This window comes from Paenibacillus sp. FSL R7-0026 (assembly GCF_038004485.1).
GTDB classification, from domain to species: Bacteria; Bacillota; Bacilli; order Paenibacillales; family Paenibacillaceae; genus Paenibacillus; species Paenibacillus xylanexedens_A.
Map to the genome: position 1 here is coordinate 6,260,679 of NZ_JBBORG010000001.1, position 19,297 is coordinate 6,279,975.

19 protein-coding genes are annotated in these 19,297 nt (G+C 48.5%); 2 read left to right on the top strand and 17 right to left on the bottom strand.

Annotated features, from left to right (window positions below):
- The 7 genes from MKY44_RS27435 to MKY44_RS27465 all read right to left on the bottom strand — a co-directional run bounded on the left by MKY44_RS27435 (position 1) and on the right by MKY44_RS27465 (position 5,816).
- Positions 1-285 carry a hypothetical protein gene (locus tag MKY44_RS27435; RefSeq protein WP_036671603.1) on the bottom strand — a complete coding sequence of 95 codons (285 nt, stop codon included), beginning with the start codon at positions 283-285 and terminating at the stop codon, positions 1-3.
- Complete coding sequence (locus MKY44_RS27440; RefSeq protein WP_341009459.1) at positions 285-752, bottom strand: hypothetical protein; 468 nt, start codon at positions 750-752, stop codon at positions 285-287. Before MKY44_RS27440 ends, MKY44_RS27435 begins: the two co-directional genes overlap by 1 nt.
- A 270-nt stretch (positions 753-1,022) precedes the next feature.
- Positions 1,023-3,104 carry a ribosomal protection-like ABC-F family protein gene (gene abc-f / locus MKY44_RS27445; RefSeq protein ID WP_341009460.1) on the bottom strand — a complete coding sequence of 694 codons (2,082 nt, stop codon included), beginning with the start codon at positions 3,102-3,104 and terminating at the stop codon, positions 1,023-1,025.
- Positions 3,105-3,202: 98 nt separating this feature from the next.
- A complete protein-coding gene (locus MKY44_RS27450; RefSeq protein WP_017691697.1) occupies positions 3,203-3,364 on the bottom strand; it encodes a hypothetical protein in 162 nt (53 codons plus the stop codon).
- 113 nt (positions 3,365-3,477) lie between these two features.
- Entirely contained in the window at positions 3,478-3,762 is a 285-nt protein-coding gene (locus MKY44_RS27455; protein WP_341009462.1) for a hypothetical protein, read from the bottom strand.
- A 53-nt stretch (positions 3,763-3,815) separates the two neighbouring features.
- On the bottom strand, positions 3,816-4,814 hold the full coding sequence (locus MKY44_RS27460) for a glycosyltransferase (protein WP_341009463.1): 999 nt from the start codon (positions 4,812-4,814) through the stop codon (positions 3,816-3,818).
- A gap of 18 nt (positions 4,815-4,832) precedes the next feature.
- Positions 4,833-5,816, bottom strand: a complete 984-nt coding sequence (locus tag MKY44_RS27465; protein WP_341009465.1) for a phosphotransferase family protein — start codon at positions 5,814-5,816, stop codon at positions 4,833-4,835.
- Positions 5,817-5,976: 160 nt separating this feature from the next.
- On the opposite strand from MKY44_RS27465, the gene MKY44_RS27470 reads away from it, so the two are divergent.
- Together MKY44_RS27470 and MKY44_RS27475 are read left to right on the top strand one after the other, a co-directional pair.
- Positions 5,977-6,567, top strand: coding sequence for a TetR/AcrR family transcriptional regulator (locus tag MKY44_RS27470; RefSeq protein WP_341009961.1), 591 nt, complete (start codon positions 5,977-5,979; stop codon positions 6,565-6,567).
- Positions 6,568-6,879: 312 nt separating this feature from the next.
- Positions 6,880-7,458, top strand: coding sequence for an NAD(P)H-dependent oxidoreductase (locus tag MKY44_RS27475; protein WP_076216817.1), 579 nt, complete (start codon positions 6,880-6,882; stop codon positions 7,456-7,458).
- A 527-nt stretch (positions 7,459-7,985) separates the two neighbouring features.
- Here the strand turns inward: MKY44_RS27475 and nikE are convergent.
- The 10 genes from nikE to MKY44_RS27525 form a co-directional block, all read right to left on the bottom strand.
- Positions 7,986-8,786, bottom strand: coding sequence for a nickel import ATP-binding protein NikE (nikE, locus tag MKY44_RS27480; protein WP_341009466.1), 801 nt, complete (start codon positions 8,784-8,786; stop codon positions 7,986-7,988).
- A gap of 161 nt (positions 8,787-8,947) precedes the next feature.
- Positions 8,948-9,754, bottom strand: a complete 807-nt coding sequence (locus tag MKY44_RS27485; RefSeq protein WP_341009468.1) for an ABC transporter ATP-binding protein — start codon at positions 9,752-9,754, stop codon at positions 8,948-8,950.
- Positions 9,755-9,792: 38 nt separating this feature from the next.
- A complete protein-coding gene (gene nikC / locus MKY44_RS27490) occupies positions 9,793-10,623 on the bottom strand; it encodes a nickel ABC transporter permease subunit NikC (protein ID WP_341009470.1) in 831 nt (276 codons plus the stop codon).
- Complete coding sequence (gene nikB / locus MKY44_RS27495) at positions 10,620-11,564, bottom strand: nickel ABC transporter permease subunit NikB (protein WP_340014896.1); 945 nt, start codon at positions 11,562-11,564, stop codon at positions 10,620-10,622. Before nikB ends, nikC begins: the two co-directional genes overlap by 4 nt.
- A 75-nt stretch (positions 11,565-11,639) precedes the next feature.
- Positions 11,640-13,274, bottom strand: a complete 1,635-nt coding sequence (gene nikA / locus MKY44_RS27500; protein ID WP_341009472.1) for a nickel ABC transporter substrate-binding protein — start codon at positions 13,272-13,274, stop codon at positions 11,640-11,642.
- A 295-nt stretch (positions 13,275-13,569) separates the two neighbouring features.
- Positions 13,570-14,511 (bottom strand): glycoside hydrolase family 113, encoded by a 942-nt coding sequence (locus tag MKY44_RS27505; RefSeq protein WP_341009474.1) that lies wholly within the window; start codon positions 14,509-14,511, stop codon positions 13,570-13,572.
- 237 nt (positions 14,512-14,748) lie between these two features.
- The gene (locus MKY44_RS27510) at positions 14,749-15,786 is read right to left on the bottom strand and encodes a glycoside hydrolase family 130 protein (protein WP_341009475.1); all 1,038 of its coding nucleotides are present in this window, start codon (positions 15,784-15,786) and stop codon (positions 14,749-14,751) included.
- Positions 15,787-16,016: 230 nt separating this feature from the next.
- Complete coding sequence (locus MKY44_RS27515; protein WP_341009477.1) at positions 16,017-16,850, bottom strand: carbohydrate ABC transporter permease; 834 nt, start codon at positions 16,848-16,850, stop codon at positions 16,017-16,019.
- Between the two features lie 2 nt (positions 16,851-16,852).
- Positions 16,853-17,740, bottom strand: coding sequence for a carbohydrate ABC transporter permease (locus MKY44_RS27520; protein ID WP_341009479.1), 888 nt, complete (start codon positions 17,738-17,740; stop codon positions 16,853-16,855).
- A 197-nt stretch (positions 17,741-17,937) separates the two neighbouring features.
- On the bottom strand, positions 17,938-19,251 hold the full coding sequence (locus tag MKY44_RS27525) for an ABC transporter substrate-binding protein (protein ID WP_341009480.1): 1,314 nt from the start codon (positions 19,249-19,251) through the stop codon (positions 17,938-17,940).
- Positions 19,252-19,297: the final 46 nt, after the last annotated feature.

Below are 19,297 nucleotides of genomic sequence, written 5' to 3' on the forward strand. Positions count from 1 at the left end.
TTATCCTCCCGAACTGCGGAAGAAGCTACCGAAGCCGCTTGATTTGGACTTGGATTTGCTATAGGAGCTGTTACTGTCCTTGTTGCTTCGATAAGACGACCCACCGTAGTAATAGTGCCCACTGCTGGAATCATATTCACATCCGGTATCATACTCCGGGTCACATTCATCATTGTTGCTGCCACAACCGGATAACACGGCAGGAACAGCCAGCATCAGGGAGAAAGCAACCAGTTTCGCTTTTGACCCGGGTTTCGATGCTTGCCCCCGCTCTTGGTCACTCATTACAGATCCACCTCTTTCATATAAAACAACACTTTCTTGCGATCCGCATCCAGCACGGAATACAGGAACTCATATGTCTTGCCACCGCGAACCATGTAATGGTCCAGCAGTTGCTCGGCAAGCTCCATCGTATAGGTGGAGGATACTGTGAGTTCCAATTCCTGAAATGAACTTCCATTCCACAGCATATACTCTGCGCTGTACATGGAAGACATTTTGCACATCGCCAGCGCAGCATCCGCAATGGCCGCACCGTACACATCCGGCATCTGTTGCTCATACGCCGTTACATATACTGCATGTTCCCGCCCATCCTGGCATTCATTGGACAGATGCGCCCAGAGTTTGTTTTTCACCAGAGTGGCATCCACCAGTTTGCGCATGAACAGTTCATCTCGCGTGACTGAAGTCTGTTCCAGCACTCCCGTCTCCGCCTGTCGATCATCCGACCAACTCCGATACGTCAATGAATAATAGATACCGATAACCTCCCTTTTTGCGAGCTCTTAGGTGAGCCGTTTCAATTCATACAAACGTATTTAACGCATGGGGAGGTAAAAAGTTACACTATTCCCCATGACATGTAAAAATAAGAACAGGATGTCGCCCAATCTCGGATCATCAAAGCTTGAAAAAACAAGTAAATTCCGCGTTTGTTATGTTGTAACCCAGTCCAAAAAGGCCGGAGAAGACTCTCCGACCTCGCTTGTTCAATCTTATGCTCATGCCATTCTGACTTATAACTCAGCCCACTGGGCCAATACATCATTATATTCAGTGGACAATTGCTCGCGATCATTCCAGATTTGTTCCAGTTCAAGCGGATTGTTCTGTACGGTTTCCAACTGTTGGTCCAGCACCTGAATTTGTGCCTCAAGACGAGCCAACGTCTGTTCCAGCTTCTCCGCAGACTGGTTGTTGCCAGTGCCACTCCTATGATTCGATGCATTTGCTGCCGAAGGGGTCAACGCCTTGCTTGATCCTGTGGAAGCTTCATGATCATGACTTCCATCGGGAGCCGCAACAGTTAAACCGTTCATTGTCGAGGTTACTCCTGACTTCTTCCCTGATCTGGCATTTCCGCTCGACGCGGACGTTAAACCTGATTTCATTTCCGACTTGGCGTTCCCACGAGAAGAAACGCCCACGCCTGCTGTAGCCTGAGTTGTCGCCGCCGCACGAGCTTGCAAATCAAGCTTCTTCTCACGATACGCCTCATAGTCTCCCAGATAAGCGGTCATCTGACCGTCCTCCAGTTCCCAGACACGGGAAGCAAGGCGATTGACGAAGTACCGATCATGCGAGATGGCAAGTACGGTTCCTTCAAAATCAACCAGCGACTCTTCCAGCGCTTCTCTCGATGCGATATCCAGATGGTTGGTTGGCTCATCGAGCAGCAGTACATTGGGTTTACGTTGCACCAGAAGAGCTAGCCGCAGACGCGTCCATTCCCCACCAGATAATTGCCCGACAGAGCGGAATACATCCGCTCCATAGAACAAATATCGTGCCAGAATTCCGCGAGCCTCTCCCTCTTCCACGCCTGCTTCCAGACGGAAGTATTCGAGTACGTTCAGCTTTGGATTCGTAGGTTCCTCCTGTTGAGCCAGATACCCTAAATCCACGCGTGCTCCCCACTCCAGCTTGCCCGCATTGGGCTGCTCGTCACCAAGCAACAGCTTGAACAGGGTCGTCTTGCCGGAGCCATTGCGTCCAATGAGTGCAATTTTATCCCCATATTCCAACAGACCCGAGATTCCGCGCAGGATTTCACGCTCGCCATAGCTCTTCTCGACCTGTTCCAATACCGCTACCCGTTTACCCGTTCGATCCGTAGGACGCACATCGAACTCGGCATTGCGGCGCTCCAGTACAGGACGCTTCACCTGTTCCATCCGCTCCAGCGCCTTGCGCATAGAAGCCGCCCGTCTGAAGAACTTTTCATTCCCACCAACCCGGCCCCACTCCTCTAACTGGCGGATCGTTTCCTTCATTTTCTTGATAACCTTCTGCTGCTCTTTAAACTCCTCGAATTGCTGCAACAGCCGTTGTTCCTTCACTTTCATATATTCCGTATAACCGCCAGCAGATGTTTCCGCTTCTCCATCCTCCAGCTCCAGTGTTCGATTCACGACCCGATCCAGAAAATAGCGATCATGCGAGATCAGAACAATGGTGCCGGGATATTCTCGTAAAAATCCTTCCAGCCACTCAACCCGCTCCAGATCAAGATGGTTTGTCGGCTCATCCAGCAATAACAGGTCGGGTCTTACGATTAGCTGTGAAGCCAGCACCACCCGAGTCTGCTCCCCACCTGACAGGGAACCAAAGCGCCAACCATAGTGTGCCTTGGCGATATCCAAACCGTCCGCCACCTGATCGATCCGGGCATCCATTTCATATCCACCCTCACGCTCGAACTGGTCTTGCAGTGCCGCGTAGCGTTTCAGCAGGCGCTCCAATTGATTAGGGTCTGCTGCACATGCCGGATCGGACATTTGCTGCTCCATTTCCTTCATTTGCGTGCGACATATCATAAGCTCCTTGAATCCAAGACTCAGTACATCCAGTACGGTATGGTCATCCAATCCTTCTGGAACCTGAGCCACATATCCCATTCGTGTATCTTTCTTGATCATCAATTGCCCTTCATCCGGCTTGTTCAGTCTTGCCATCAGGCGCATAAGTGTGGTTTTGCCGCTTCCGTTGCGGCCGATTAGGGCGACCTTGTCACCTTCCATAATTTCAAACGTAATGCCGTCCAGCACCAGATGTGCTCCGTGGTATTGAGTCAGTTGTTGCGCGCTAATCATCATCATAATAAGGTTCCTCCTATGGTATGGAAGATCCTGACCGCAACACAAAAAGAGCCGCAGGAGGTTAGCTCCGCGGCCCTTCAGAATTCAAGCAATATCGCTTATCGTCCGAATGAGGTCAAGGCAGGCATCTTCTCGCAAATGTTAACTTCCGTATATTCAAAATTGGACAGACTTCTCCCGTTGGTCAGAAAAGTATGAACAATGCCAGCCATAGCAATCGGCAGCTGGCTAATACGGTTGTTAAGCATCTCGTGATTCACCTGTCTTCACCTCCCTTGTCATAATTAATGTCAATATATCACAGACGGTTGCGTTCCTGCAACCATCCCTTCGCCCAATTCATCCTTACTCCACAGTAGCTTTACTGCTCGGTCTAGTGCCTGCCCCGTCGCCGAAGCATTACATCCCTGATCGCCACCGTAATGAGTGTTAACATTCCCGCGGTACCCAGTGATGCGCCGAGCAGGGCATATCCGATGCCATTCCACCCGCCAATATCGATGCTAATCATGATTACAACGGCACCGCCGAGCAAGGCCACACATGGCAATATATATTGTACCCACGTCATTCGGCGCCCTTGCAACCGGTAGATAAACCATTCAATCAGCAGCTGCACTGCCCACATTCCCAATGTCCACAAGATCAGTATTTCCATAAGGTTCCCCTCCTGTTGCTGGATGGATTAAGCCCTTTGTTACAGACCTTACGTTACTTCAACCAATCTGAGAAAAAGTTCCGGTACCCTTCTTTCATCTTCGTGCGCGAAAAAGCACCAAAGGCATACTCACGGTTGTCTTCTGACACACTGCGCGGCGCAGCCGCAGCCATGTTCACCAGTTCAAACCAGTTATCCTCATTGCCTGCAAAGGCATGTGTGGATCGAATGTGACCGTAGCAGGCATGCTCCGGTTTCACGACCATTTTGCCCATCGCCATCGCTTCCGTCAACGGCATCGCAAACGTATCAAAGGCCGAACAGTTCCAATACACCTTGGATGAGTTCATCAAGGTAAATATCTCATCCTGCGTGAGCGCAAACTTCAGCTTCACGTTGGCAGGAATGTCGTACTTCTTCATGGTTTCCTTATAGCGTACACCGCCAAACACCATATATACTTCCTTGTCCGGGTTCTGCCGCGCATATTCCAAAACTAGATCCGGGCGACGATTCGCCTCATCCCGACCGATCCAGAGCACCCGATTATGCACAACCTGGCTCGGATCATAGTTCCGGTTCGCCAGCTCTTCGCTAAAGCCAATCGGAATAACGTTCACGTCATGTACACCGAAATTGCGACCCAGTTCTGTTTTCAAAAACTCGGTTTGCACAATTGCTTTATCCACCATCGTATAAAATGGCTTCATCATCTCATATCCCGTTAGCGCGGGATCGGGGAAACTGTGCGGGAACAATACACTCTTCGGTAAGAACATCTTCAAAAATGTAAACCCGGATACGGTGTAGATAACATGCTCTATATTTTGACTATGAATCTGATCCAGCACGATATCGTAGTTCACCAGGTCACCTTTCTCATGCTCATAACCCGGCAACCAGTCATATCCGCTGACATGACGCTCCGGCGAGATGAACACAATATCCACGCCCAGCTCCAGACCAATCTGCTTCAGCCGATCCGCAAATACGCGTGGCCCCTGTGCTTCCGTGAATTGAATTTTACGCATAACAAGTCCGACTTTACGCAAGCTTCTCACCCCTCATTTCTATTCCTCACCCAAGTGCTTCATGCACTGTTCCAGCGTCACTGCCGTCTCATGCCACTGGTTACGCAACTGTTCCTTCGGCCACACACATTCCTCACTTCTCAGGTCACCGTCAATCAACCGAAGCATCCAGAGTGAGAATACAATAGCATAGGCGTCGTACCATTCTGCAAAAGAAACCCGTTCAATCTGCACGCCCAGGCTCCCCAGCTTGTCCAAGTAAACATCCATGACCCGCTCTCGTAATACAGGCGTAACTGTTCTGGGAAACAGCGGATGCGAGAGATCAACTAGGTGATATATATCCCACAGTGGCGTATTCAGATGGGCATGCTCCCAGTCCAAGATGACCAGTCTACCGTCCACCTCAGCCATGTTACCTGGATGCAGGTCTCCATGACACAAAACAGTAGGAAGTTTTTCCTCTGCTGTGAGAATCAACGTGGCGATCTTGTCCCAATCGGATGAAGACAACCGCATATCCAGCCTGGATAACAGTTCATCATTAGATTGCCTATGCATTTGCAACTCATCCAACATTGTGCGAATGGACGGTTTCTGACCCACGCGAGGCAGTTCGCTCCAATTCGTAACAGGTAGCGCATGCCACGCCGCCATATGTACCGCTGCATCAAGCATCGTCGCTTCTTGTGAATCATGCACCAGTTGCCCCAGATCCTCGTAGATCATCCAGCTCTGTGCTGGAGCAATGGTAAGGTCTGACGTTGCAATGAGCTGCGGATAGATCGGTGGTAAGCCAGACATCACACGTTCGTACATCCATCGTTCCCGTCCATGCTGTGCAGGATTCGTCAGCGGTTTAAAAATATAACTTTCACCGGTAGGAACAGTGAATCGCTCCACATATCGTCCGTTCATTCCTTTATACAACTGTTCGCGGCTTGTTATATAGTAATCATTCAGCATCCCTTCGGGCGTCACCCAGCTGTATGCATCCAACTCTTCGTTCACGCTACCCACCATCCATTTCGTTCTCCCTACTACTCCGATTATGATTTCTATTCATCATACGTTGCCGCTCACAAGCCTGCAAGCTTTGGTCGTAAGCGCTTATTCAGTGTCTCAATTCAGAGTTTCAAAATTGCTTATTGCATTTTGGTTAGTAATCACTTACTATACAATTATGAAGAACAAATCTCATGTGGATAGCAAAAAGAAAGATATCCTACAAGCGGCGATGCGCTTGTTCGCAACCAAAGGCGTTGACGGCATATCCGTCAAAGAGATCGGTGACGCCGCCGGAGTAACCGATGCGGCGATCTACAAACATTTTAAAAACAAAGATGCCGTTGCCCTAGAAGCCTTCACCCAATACTGTGTCGACTATACTTCACTAATTGATGGGTATGTTCGACGAGAAGGTCCGGTGCTGGAACGCTTCAAGCAACTGGTGACCGAGGTTCTCCATCTGCATGATGAAGATCCCTACGGGCTGCTACTGATTTCACAGAATCATGAAATATTCATTGAAGCTGGAAGCAGCGAGGATTACCGTCAGCCATTGGATGCGTTAATGGATCTGATCGATCAGGGAATGATGAGGGGGGAACTGCCTCAGCAGGATTCACGGCTCACAGCCGTTCTGGTGATCGGTGCAATTACACGCATGGCGGTCTCCAGTATGCAAGGTGAGCTACCGGAGCTGTTGGTACCTTATACGGGGGAAACGGTTCACCGGCTTGCATCAATGTTGGGGCACTTACCTCAGAAGTAACGATGGAGATGGGATGAAGCTAGAAATGGAGTAGCGGAGTGTAGGGAAAACGACGTGAGCAACTACATTGTTTCCGAAGGAAACAACCTTCGTAAGCACCCCTCTTATTTCGGCTGAATCCCATATTCGATGCGGATGATGCCGCTAGGCATGATTCGTAATCAAAGGCGGACTTGTTGAATAACTTCTAAAAGAGAATCGTCAGCATACCATCAGGATATACGAATGGATTACCGGGTCATACGTGACCTTTTCTTTTTGCACATGAGGTTAGTGTTCATTAACTAAAATAGTCAGGACGTGTCATCTTCCATGAAAAAAATATTAATCATTCAAGGCAATCCCGTCTCCCCCAGTTACAACGGCGCACTAGCCGAAGCTTACCGTAAAGGTGCGGTGCAGGCGGGTGCCGACGTCCGCATGATCACCCTGAACGAGTTGGCATTCAACATGAATCTGGAGGGAGGATATCGTAATAAACTTCCACTTGAACCAGATTTGCTGGAGGCCCAAGAAGCAATCAAGTGGGCCGAGCATCTTGTATGGGTATTCCCAATCTGGTGGGGAGGACCACCTGCCCTGCTGAAAGGTTTCGTTGACCGAATCTTTATGCCAGGTTACGCCTTCAAGTATCAAAAAGGTAAACCTTTTCCAGATCAGTTGCTCAAAGGCCGCACCGCTCGCATGATCACTACCATGGATGGCCCAAGCTGGTATTTCAAATGGTTCCAGGGTGAGCCCGCACATAAAATGATGAAGATCTCCACATTTGCACTGACTGGTATCAAACCTGTGCGGATAACACCTGTAGATCAAGTTGGTAAAAAGTCAGATGAACAGAGAAAGAATTGGCTTGATAAGATTGAGCAGCTTGGGCGGAAAATGGGGTGAACACTTTTCTGCAAGAAAACTTCATGGGAAGTATATACTTCTCTCCAAGATTTTCAGGTTGTAAGATAAATCAAAAATCTGGGGATAAACGCAATTCGAAGGTAGTCCTGTAATCCGCGAGTGGCGCAATTGTAATCTTAGTTTAACTTATATCAGAGAGCAGAAATGTACCTATTTCCAGTTACAAAAAAGGGTTGTCCCTACGTCTTGTTCAAGACGCAGGGACAACCCTTTTAGCACTCATTATGGTCTAACGAACCGTAAACACGCTATTAGCGCCTTTTTCGATAAGTCTGAGGTTTAACGAATCGTAGACGCGTTATTTCCTCGATCTGTGTATCATTTGGAGGTTTTAAACTAGTTTGCACCGGAATAACTTCACTGAGGTTCGTTACATTTTGCATTCCACGCTAAATCGCCATTTAACACTCACTCAGTTCGTTAGCGACTTCGCATCAGTAATGCATTGGAAATAACCATGGTTAGCGCCCCAATGAACAGCCATCTACACCCATACAAACAACGCATTACCTAAACGAAATACGACCTGATGGGTGCTCAGGCAAAATAGCTGTAACCAGTTGCTGCACAGCCGGTTGATCCGACTGCATTACCGAATCTCCGGCATCACCGCTATAAACCAGCTTCCCCTGATCCATTACCGCAATGCGGTCACAGATCGTCATGGCGGCCCGAATATCATGTGTGATAAAGAGGTAAGACAACCCGTAGGATGCTCTGAGCTCCGCCAATAAGGATAGAATTTGCGTCTGGTGCACCATGTCCAGGCTGCTGATCGATTCGTCCAGTACGATTAACTTCGGTTTGAGCGCAATAGCTCTTGCGATGTTAACTCGCTGTAATTGCCCACCGCTGAACTGGTGCGGAAGCTTGTTTGCATCCTCTGGTGTAAGTCCGACCTGCTCAAGCAGTTGTCCGACCACACGAAGTTGTTCTTTTGCCGAAAATCGCTCGTAATTATTTAGTGGCTCACCGATGATCTGCGCAGCAGTCATGAGTGGATTCACAGCCGAATAACAGTCCTGGAACACGACTTGCAAATCACGCCGTAATCCCTTGAGTACTGGTTTGCTGGATCGGTAGATATCCTGACCTTGAAATAAAACCTGACCCTGGCTGGGCTTCTCCAGACCAAGAATGATTTTACCCAAGGTACTTTTACCAGCCCCACTCGTACCCAGCAGTCCCAGACAAACACCCTTTTCAATCGTAAGCGAGATGTCTGCCAGCACAGGAGGACGCGCTCCCGAACGATCCAGCCAATTGCGTTTGCCATAGCTATGGCTTACTTCACGTACCTGAAGCATCAGGTCATCCCCCTCTTTTGTACTTGGCAGAAGTAATCTCCGAAGAGGCTGAAATAACACATCACCATGCCAATTCCATCTCTACGACTGCCCACTCAAAATACAGTTCATACCCGCTCTACATTTACTCTCACTGAACGATTCATCCCACATGTCATTCGCTATCGTCTCAAAGACATACTGGGCCTGGCATTTAACAACATCCGGGTATATTCATGCTGCGGGTGATCGAATAGTTGGTACACATCCGCCTGCTCCACAATACGACCCTTCTGCATGACCGCGACTTCATCCGCCATTTGTGAAATCACGCCCAGATCGTGGGAGATGAGCAAGATGGATGTGCCATATTCGGTACGTAGCCGATCCAATTCCTGAAGCACTTTGAACTGGTTCACAACATCCAGTGCCGTCGTTGGTTCGTCAGCAATAACCAGGGCTGGTCGCAGGCACATCGATATGGCAATCATCACTCGTTGTAACATACCGCCACTCAGTTGAAATGGATATCGCTTCATCAGTTTGGCCGGCTCGGGCAGGTTCATATCTGCCAAGGCAGCAATAGCCCGCTCCCGGGACGCTGCTTTGGACATTCCCGTGTGCGTACGCAAGGTCTCAATGAATTGCGATCCAATCGTATACACGGGTGTAAAAGCATTCATCGGATTCTGCATAATAAATCCGATGTCCTTGCCCCGGATGCGCCGCATCTCCTCACCCGACAACGAGCCAAGCTCCCGTCCATTCAGACGGATGCTGCCCGATACTTCCATCCGGCGTGAATCAAGCAGATGGAGCAGCGCATTACATGTAACGGTCTTGCCGCTGCCACTCTCGCCGACCAGACCGAAGACACGCCCTTTTTTTAATTCAAAATCAATGGGCTCCAGTAACGGGACTGAACCCTCCGCTGTTCTAAGATTCACTTGCAGACCACGAACTTCGAGTACCTTCGCTGCATCATCCATCGTTACGTTCACCTCCATATGCCTTCGGTTCCGAATTACTACCTTTTTGCAATGCCATAACGCTCGGATAACGCTTCACCTAAGATGTTGAACGTAATAACTACCAGTAAAATCAATGCCCCCGGGTAAATCATCAACTCCGGATGACTGCGAATATAACCCGTTCCTTCATGAATCATGGCGCCCCATTCTGCATTTGGGGGTTGAATACCGAGTCCCAAGAAGGACAGAGCGGATATATCCATAATCGCCCACCCCATCTCCAACGTACCCATCACAACGATCGGACGCTGCACGTTGGGGATGATATGTTTTCGAATAATCGTCCACGAAGAGGAACCGCTAATCCGCGCCGCTGCGATAAAGTTCCGTTCTTTCAGACTAACGACCATATTCCGGCAGATACGTGCATAATACACCCACTGTACCATCATGAGGGCCAGAAGCACCTGCATCAGACCTGGACCAAAAATCCCCACAATACCCAGCACAAGCACCAGATTCGGAAATGCCATAATGCCTTCACACAAGCGCATCAGCAGACTGTCCACCCAGCCACCAAGGTAACCGGAGATTGAACCTACAATGACACCTATGAGCAAAGACGACAGAAAGATCAGGGTAGCAAATCCAAGTGACACCCGTGCTCCATACATCAGCCTGGTGAGATTGTCGCGTCCCAGATGATCCGTTCCGAGCCAATGCTCCAGCGATGGACTCGCCAGCTTCTGCAACAAATTCACCTTCACCGGGTCATGAGGAGCAATCCACGGAGCCAGTATCGCAATCACGAAGAAGAGCAATATGATCACAGAGCATATCTGAATGGCTCTCTGTCCTTTAAATACCGCACGCCATTTGTTTATCAATGTTCTGCCCGTCCTTTCGCTGAAATCCGTGGGTCCATAACGAGCTGCACCAGATCAACGAGCAGATTGCATACGATGAACAGGCATGCCGCCAGGAAGACATAACATTGAATCACGGGAATATCCCGGTTAAATATCGCATCGACAAAATAACGCCCAAACCCCGGCCAGGAAAATACCTGTTCTACAATAATGGTGCCTGTGAGCAGCTTGCCCATACTCATCCCCATCCCCGTAATGAGGGGCGATATAGCGATCTTCAGGACATGTTTCAGCATTATGACTCGTTCGCGAATCCCGCGTGTTCTTGCATACTGTACATATGTCTCCTGCAATTGCTCCAGTACACTGGAACGCAACAATCGGGTGTAGACCGCAATAAGAATCAAGGAAAGTGTAATCGTAGGCAGAACCAGATTCTCCCACGATCCACGCCCCTCCACAGGTAGCCAGTCCAATTTCACTGAGAAAAAGAAGATCAGCAGGTAACCGAGCCAGAACTGCGGAATAGATGCTCCAAAATAGGAAATCGCACGGCTGACCATGTCAATCCAGCTATTCTTGTACACCGCCGCCAGTATTCCCAATGGAATACTCACCAAAGCCGATAACAACATACTCCAGAAGGCTAGCTCAGCCGTAGCCGGAAGCCTTAATTTCACTTCATCCCATACGGGTTTGTTGGTGAGATACGAGGTGCCAAAGTCGAGCTTGGCAATTTTCTGAATCGTATGCGCATATTGGGTTAACAAGGGCTGATCCAGACCGAATTCATGCCGTTTTTGCGCAAGCAGCTCCGGTGTTGGATAGATATGAGCGGCTGTCAGATAAGCCTCGGCCGGATCAACCGGTGAGATATGAATAAGCGCAAAGGTCACAAGTGTAGCGATAAAAACGATAGGAATGATCGCGATCATCCGTTTCCCGATATAACTGATCACCAAACGTTCCTCCTTTTATCAAGCTACATGACCTTGCCAAGGCCTTACCACTTCCGAAATTAAAGTAATTACGACTTATTGATTGCCCAATTCAATGCCCACAAACGGATTCTCGTCACGGTTCGCCGGGAAAATAAAGTTGGAGATTTTCTTCTGATATACAGCCGTTTTCTTAATATAAGAGATCGGTACGATCGCCGATTGCTCCTGAAGTGTTTTCAGGATAGAGCCATATAACTCCTGGCGTTTCGTCTCGTCTGTAGATGACAGGGCTGCATGAACCTGATCGTCCAGTTCCTTTTTCATCGGCAACGCACTCAGGGTCTCGGAAATCCCGAATCCAGGGCTCGCCACAACGTTAATGAAGGAATGTGGATCATACGGTGCGCCATAGTTGTACCAGAAATACAGGTCGAAATCATTGGCTTTCAGACGTTTGATCTGAACCGTCAGTTCCAGCCCAGTGAGGTTAACTTTAACCCCAAGCTCGCTCCATTCCGCCTGAATGGTCTCAGCCATCGCTTTCTGAATCGGGTCCGTTTTGTCAAAAATCATCTCGAAATCAAGCTGCTGACCGTCTTTTTCACGAACCGTACCACCTGCAGGCAGCTTCCAGCCCGCTTCATCCAGTAATGCTTTGGATTTCTCCACGTCATACGTGATCGGTTCCAGGTCTACATTGGTGTATGGATAGTTTTTGGACAATACGGTATCGGCTGGTTCTTCCAATCCGGAAGTCACGCCTTCCACCATCGCCTTTTTGTTAAACCCTTGCTGGAGCGCCATCCGCACTCTGACATCGGACAGCTTTGGATTGGAAGAGTTCAGCAGCAGACTGCGTGTGCCCACCGGATCAGACAATTGGGTCACATATTTATCATTGTCACGCAGCTCCTGGAACGCATCCAGACTGATCATACCTTCACCATAGATCAGATCGAGATCGCCTTTTTCAAAAGCAAGGACACGAGTTTCACCGTCAGGAATGATTTTGACCGTAATCTGATCCACCTTTGGTGCTGTTCCCCAATAATTCGGGTTGCGTTTGAAAACAGCATATTCGTCCTGCTTGTATTCAGCCAGCATCCACGGGCCAGTTCCAACCGGCTCTTTGATTCCTTGGGATGTATCTCCGTCATCCGGGAATCCGGCTTCACCCAGGAAGCGGAAAGGACGAACCACCGACAAGTCCTGAAGAACAGGATAATACGGCTCTGTGAGTGTCAATCGGAAAGTCTGATCGTCCACAACCTCCGTCTTGTCGAGCACACCTACAATGCCCAGCCAGCTATGTGTATCTTTATTTTTCATTACAGCATCAAAATTCTTTTTCACAATCTCAGCATTAAATGGCGTACCATCTGAGAATTTCACACCTTGGCGAAGCTTGAATGTATATACTTTGCCGTCATCGGAGATGGTCCATGATTCTGCCAGAGCAGGTTCCAGTTTTCCGTCCTTCTGGTAACTGATCAGCGGCTCATAGAGCATGGATTGGGCAAATAATTGCGAAGGATTGTACGTATGCGGATTCATTGTACCGATATCACGTGGCCATGACATCGTAATCGACTTCGTAGATGTTTGATCCGAAGCCGCAGATGAGGATTCATCTCCACTTCCTGTATTGCTGCAACCCACGATAACGAATAACAACAAGAGCATAGTTGCCAGCGTGAGGGCCGAAGATTTGCGATGTTGTACAGACATGGATGTTGAACCCCTTTTCTCTATTTTATGATAATGATTATCATATTCATCCATTAAGAATATGCAGGAGCCCTCCTTTTGTCAACAAAATTCGACATAGTATGCATCACTACTAAATATGCCAAAAAAGCCCTTCCTGTAGGAGGAAGAGCCTCTCGATCTGAATATGAATCACAACTACAAAAATAAGTTCCATAATAATCTGCTATTCCTTGCTCACAGCAAGGTAATCACGAAAGTACATATGCAGATATATCCTGAAATCCATCTTCATATACGCCTTCTTGTTTCTCGTTTAAACGTCTACAGTGACACCCTCATAGAAGCGACGAATCACCTGCTCAGCAGGTTTACCGTAAACACCATATCCGTCATCGTTCAGGGCATCCTTCTCCGCGTGTAGATGTGCGCTCCAATCCCACAGACCAAATCCGCGTACCCAGTCACGCCGACTGACATGCCGGAACATCGCTTCATAGAAACGCTCCTGTTCCTCAGCACTCACATCACCTGCTAGTCCCCAATCATTCGGTACCTGGGCTGATCCGTTGCGGCTGGGACAACCGGCTTCCGCGAAGAAAAAGGGTTTGCCATAAGGAGCAATCGCCTGTTCAATGCGATCCAGCTGCGCCTCCCAATCTCCGATGGGATAGTAACCACTGGAAGAGATGACGTCCACAGCATCCCACCATTTCACATGACCTTCCTGATATTTGTCCGTGTTGTATGACACCAGCCCCGTGTACTCTTCACGCACACCGGCGATCACCTCGCGCCACTCTTCATCGAAACGCTCGGATTGCACCATCTCACAGCCTACGATGAACATCTCACACTGTTCCTGCTCTGCAATCGCTGCATAATGCTTCTGAAATGCCGTGTAGCTATGGAACCAATCCTTCCACTTCGGCTCACACGGCACATCGATATCAAAAAAGTTAATGTGTGCACGCCATGTGCCATCGGTACAGTTGACGGTTGGTTTTAAAATGATACGCAGCCCGAGTGTACGGGCATAACGAATCATGTCCACCAGTTCATCATCCTCCACCAGATGAGCACCCCGATACTTCACTTCTAGCGCCTGCGGATGATCCTGATGTGCCGCCAGTGCAAAAATGACATGAGAACTGCCTGTACGTTCTGCCATCAGGCGCAAGGATTCTTTGGCTTCCGGCTTGCGGAAGTCTCCCCTGCCACTCATCCAGCCAAATGTAAATCCCTTGATATACTCCATATACATTGCTCCCCAATGTTTCTGTTCACTTAATGAAAAAAGAATGACCTACTATATATACTTTCACTACGATTGCAGTACCATCTTCCGATCGCCGTTATCCCCAGATTTCTATCAATCCCTTTTATACAAGGGAGAAATCCGGAGATAAATGCGACCACTTCGCTTCTTCAGATTGGTTCTGCACTCTCCATTATTGTGTAAATTTCAGCTTTTCAAAAATTGGTTTCACTTCGATTACAGCTTGCCTTCCTCGTGGTCTCCGGCGATGACTTCGTCCGTCTCGATCACATAGTTCACGATCTCTTCAATGGTCGTGTAAGCCACGCCCACATACGTGTCGGCTGCGCCGTAATAGATGGCGATACGTCCGGTATCAGCATCATGCAGTGTTGCACACGGGAAGATGACGTTATCAACGAAGCCTTGCTCCTCGTACCATTTTTCCGGTGTCAGCACAAAGTTGGAGGAACGATATTTCACTTTGGACGGTTCATCCAGATCCAGAATGACCGCACCCATGCTATATACCAAACCGTTACAGGTTCCGGTTACGCCGTGGTAGAACATCAGCCAGCCTTCGGACGTTTCAATCGGAGCGGGCCCGCCGCCAATTTTGACCGATTGCCACCAGCCTTGGCCGCCCTTACTCATCACATGACGATGCTTGCCCCAGTACACGAGATCCGGGCTTTCACTCAGGAAGATGTCCCCGAATGGGGTATGTCCACTGTCACTTGGTCTGGACAACATCACATAGTTATCGTTGATTTTGCGTGGGAACAGCACACCATTACGGTTGAACGGCAGCATTGGATTTTCGAGGCGGACAAATGTTTTGAAGTCATCCGTCTTCGCCAGTCCCAGTGCTGCGCCGTAGAAGTCTGTACACCAGATGATGTAATACGTATCCTCGACTTTGACCAAACGTGGATCGTACGCATAGTTCGGCATAAACGGATCGCCATTTTCATCTACAAATGCAATACGTTCCTCTTCAATCGTCCACTCCAAACCGTCCTCACTCGCCCCCATATGCAAATGTGGACGCCCATTAACGGTTTCAGCGCGGAATACCCCAATGAATTTTCCTTTATACGGTACAACCGCACTGTTGAAAATGCGGGCAACACCTTTGACCGGGTTACGCGGGACTACCGGGTTCGCCGAATGTCTCCATACCGGGCCTTCCGTTCCCTCCGGTTTGGCTTCCCACGGCATATTCGGCAAAGCGTCCCCAACAATGTGTACGTTTTTCGTTTCGGCAACTGACATTTTTCATTTCTCCCTTCGGTTAGGCTTTATGAAATGAATAATTAAAATTGCACTAGACCACTTTGATGACAGAACAACCTTCCGATCGCCGTTATCCCCAGATTTTTTTTGATCCCCTTATAAACGGGGAAAATCCGGTTATAAATGCGAACACTCCGTTTCTCCAGCTTTTTTCTGTCCTCTTCGTTCCTGTGCATTCTCATATGCATTTCATAGAGCCTTTCGTTTTTTTATTTAACGGAGCCTTGCGCGAAGCCATTGTAGATGTACTTCTGTAACAACAGGAAGATGATCATGGTTGGAATAATGGCGATCATGATGCCGGCGCTGATGACCTCCCACTGCGATCCGAACGGTCCCTTGAATTTGAACAAGGCGGTGGATATGACCTGTAGATCGGTCTTCGGCATGTACAAGAACGGTGTGTAGAAGTCGTTATAGATGTTCACACCCTTCACGATAATGACCGTTACAATGGCCGGTTTCAGCAGTGGAAGAATGATTTTCCAGTAGATCGTGAAGTACGACGCGCCGTCCAGCATGGCGGATTCATCCAGTGCACTTGAGATGGAGCCAAGGAACTGCAGGAAGATATAAACCGCGATGATATCTGTACCCAGGTACATCACGATGGCCGCCCAGCGTGTGTTAAACAGATCGAGCGCGTTGATGATCTGGAATGTGGCGACCTGCGTTGTAACACTTGGAATCAGGGTAGCGAGCAGGAACGCCGCGACCATAATCTTCTTGCCTTTGAATTTGAACCGATCCAGCACATACGCGATCATAGAGCCCGTTAAGGTCGCTCCTATAATAGAGATGATCAGGATAATAATTGTATTTTTGAAACCTACCAGCATATTGCCATCCACAAAGGCCTTCGCGTAGTTCGCAAAGTTCAACCAGTTGGCTGGTGGGGAAAGCGGGCTGCTAGTGGCGTATTCCGCATTCGTTTTGAGTGATGCAAACAGGATGACCACGATCGGTAACAGTGCGATAAACGCCGCAAGGATGAGGGAAGCATATTTAACCACGCTCGCAAGGGTGTATTTGAGTTGTGTCACGTTTATTCCTCCCCTTTCATGGTGACGCGCTGCACAAGCGTAACGAGAATAACGATCATGAGCAGCACCACAGCCATGGCGGATGCCAGTCCCAGCTTGCCATATTTAAATGCCAAGTGAACCGTTTGGATTACAAAGGTCATACTGCCGTTAGAACCATCGGTCATGATATATGGAATATCGAACGCACTAATTGCGCCGCTAATGGCCAAGATCAGGTTGAGCTGCAGGATACGTGTAATGCTTGGCAGGATGATGTGGCGGAATTGCTGCCAGCGATTGGCGCCATCAATATCGGATGCTTCATACACATCCTTCGGAATAGAAGAGATTGCACCAAGGAAAATGATAAAGTTGAAGCCCATGTATCTCCATACCGATGCACCTGCGAGTGACACGTTGATAATATTCGGATTACCGAGCCAGAGCTGCGTGTATTGTCCCAGCCCTACAGCATGCATGAGCATATCGAGTGTACCGTCCGGTTTGAAGAAAAAGAGGAAGATAAAACCGATGGCTACCCCATTCAGCAAATAAGGGAAGAACAATATGCCTTTGAAGAAGTTTTTGCCTCGGACTTTGAAACTCAGAATGGTGGCAAAGTAGAGTGCCAAGCCCATCTGTACAAACGTAGCCACAAAGTAGTACAAGCTGACAATGAATACTTTGAAGTATTCGGGATCACTGAAGATGCGCGTGTAGTTCTCAAACCCAACATAATCAAACCTTTTACTGTATCCGTTCCAATCGGTAAAACTGTATTTGAACATGTTGATGACCGGTAAGTATGCAAACGTGAACAGCAACGCCAGCGGAATAATTGAGAAGGCACAGATGATAAATATGCGTTGCACTGAGTAACCCCAATTCGAAAGTTTTAAGTACTTCATGCTCTCCACACCTCCAAGCGGTTCACCCGCCTATATATCGAAAGACTCCCGTCCAATGGAATTCCCGCGGAATAACTGCCGGGGGAAGAGCATCTGGCATCATACTTTCAAATACCACATGCTCCATGCTCCATTCATAAATGGATTCCTATACCCCCGCAGTCCATTCATCGCCTGATCCACTTACGTTAATCCAATTATTTCGTGAGTTCTGCTCTTGCTTTGACCCACTTATCGTTCAGGTCCTTCATGATGTCGTCATACGATTCCTTGCGGTTACCGATACCTGCTTCGATAATGCGTTTCTTGAAATCAGGCTGCCAGAGGCCGATTTCACCTTCGTTATCGATCTTGTCAACGAGACCTTCCTGACCTTCTTTGGCAGGCGTGAGTGTGGAGAATTTCACATCCTTATATTGATCCAAAATTGGTGGCAATTCCGCATTTTTGTCCGCGTCCATACCGCCGCCCTGTTCAACTGCGTAGTTCGACTTCGCCAAGAACCATTCAATCCACGCTTTGGCAGCAGGTTTGTTCTCGCTGTTCACGTTCATGCCGATGTTATAGTCTGCGGAGAGCGGAACCACAACCTCACTTGCATTGGTTGGGAAAGGAAGGAATCCGATGTCGTCCGGTGTATCCGTCATACCTTGAATCTGTGTGATGGCCCAAGAGCCCAGTGCCATTGTGGCAATCTTGCCTTTGGCGAGATCCGCTTTGGAGCTTTCCCAGTCGGTTGTTGTTGGATCTTTCTCGATTAGACCGTTCTTGGCTGCATCATAGAGCACTTTATATAGTTCATAGTGTGGCTGACCAGGCACAAAGTTCTCATCTGTGTTCGGTTGGTCCACGTTAACGTAATCCACACTGCCTGCAACGGTTGGCAGATCCGATTCCCATTGTGTCAGGGCCCAGCCGGATGCATAGTTGGTGTAGAGCGGAACCGCGTCAGTATTGTCTTTGATCAACTGAAGCGCAGCCTGAAATTGTTCAGGTGTCTTAGGCACTTCATTGATACCGGCTTCTTTGAAGACCTGTTTGTTATAGATAATTCCCGAGAACGTGATGACCGTAGGGATACCGTATACCTGACCATCCACCATGCGTTCTTCAATAGCCGTGTATTTGTCTTTCAGTTCATCGTACGTGCCAAGCGGCTCGAAGAAGTCCGGGATATCCGCGATCGGAACACTGGTCGGGATCATCAATACGTCACCATAATCCTTGGTGCTCATACGGATCTTCACTTGTCCTTCATAGTCTGCCAGTGCCTGGAAGTTTACTTTCACATCTGGGTATTCCTTATTGAACTCCGCAGCGTAGTCTTTGAACACGGTATCCACAATATCTGTCCGTTGCGTCAGAACAGTTATTTCACCTTTGATATCTGCCGGATCTGTACTGATCTCCTCCCCTGCCTGCGAAGATCCACCTCCAGATGAACATGCAGCAAGTAGTGAAGTGATGAGCAGCATCGTCAGCAACATCATCCAACCTTTGTTTTTTCTCAATTGTTTCGACCCCTCTCTTAAGTTAATTAAGTTATCGTTAAGGTTA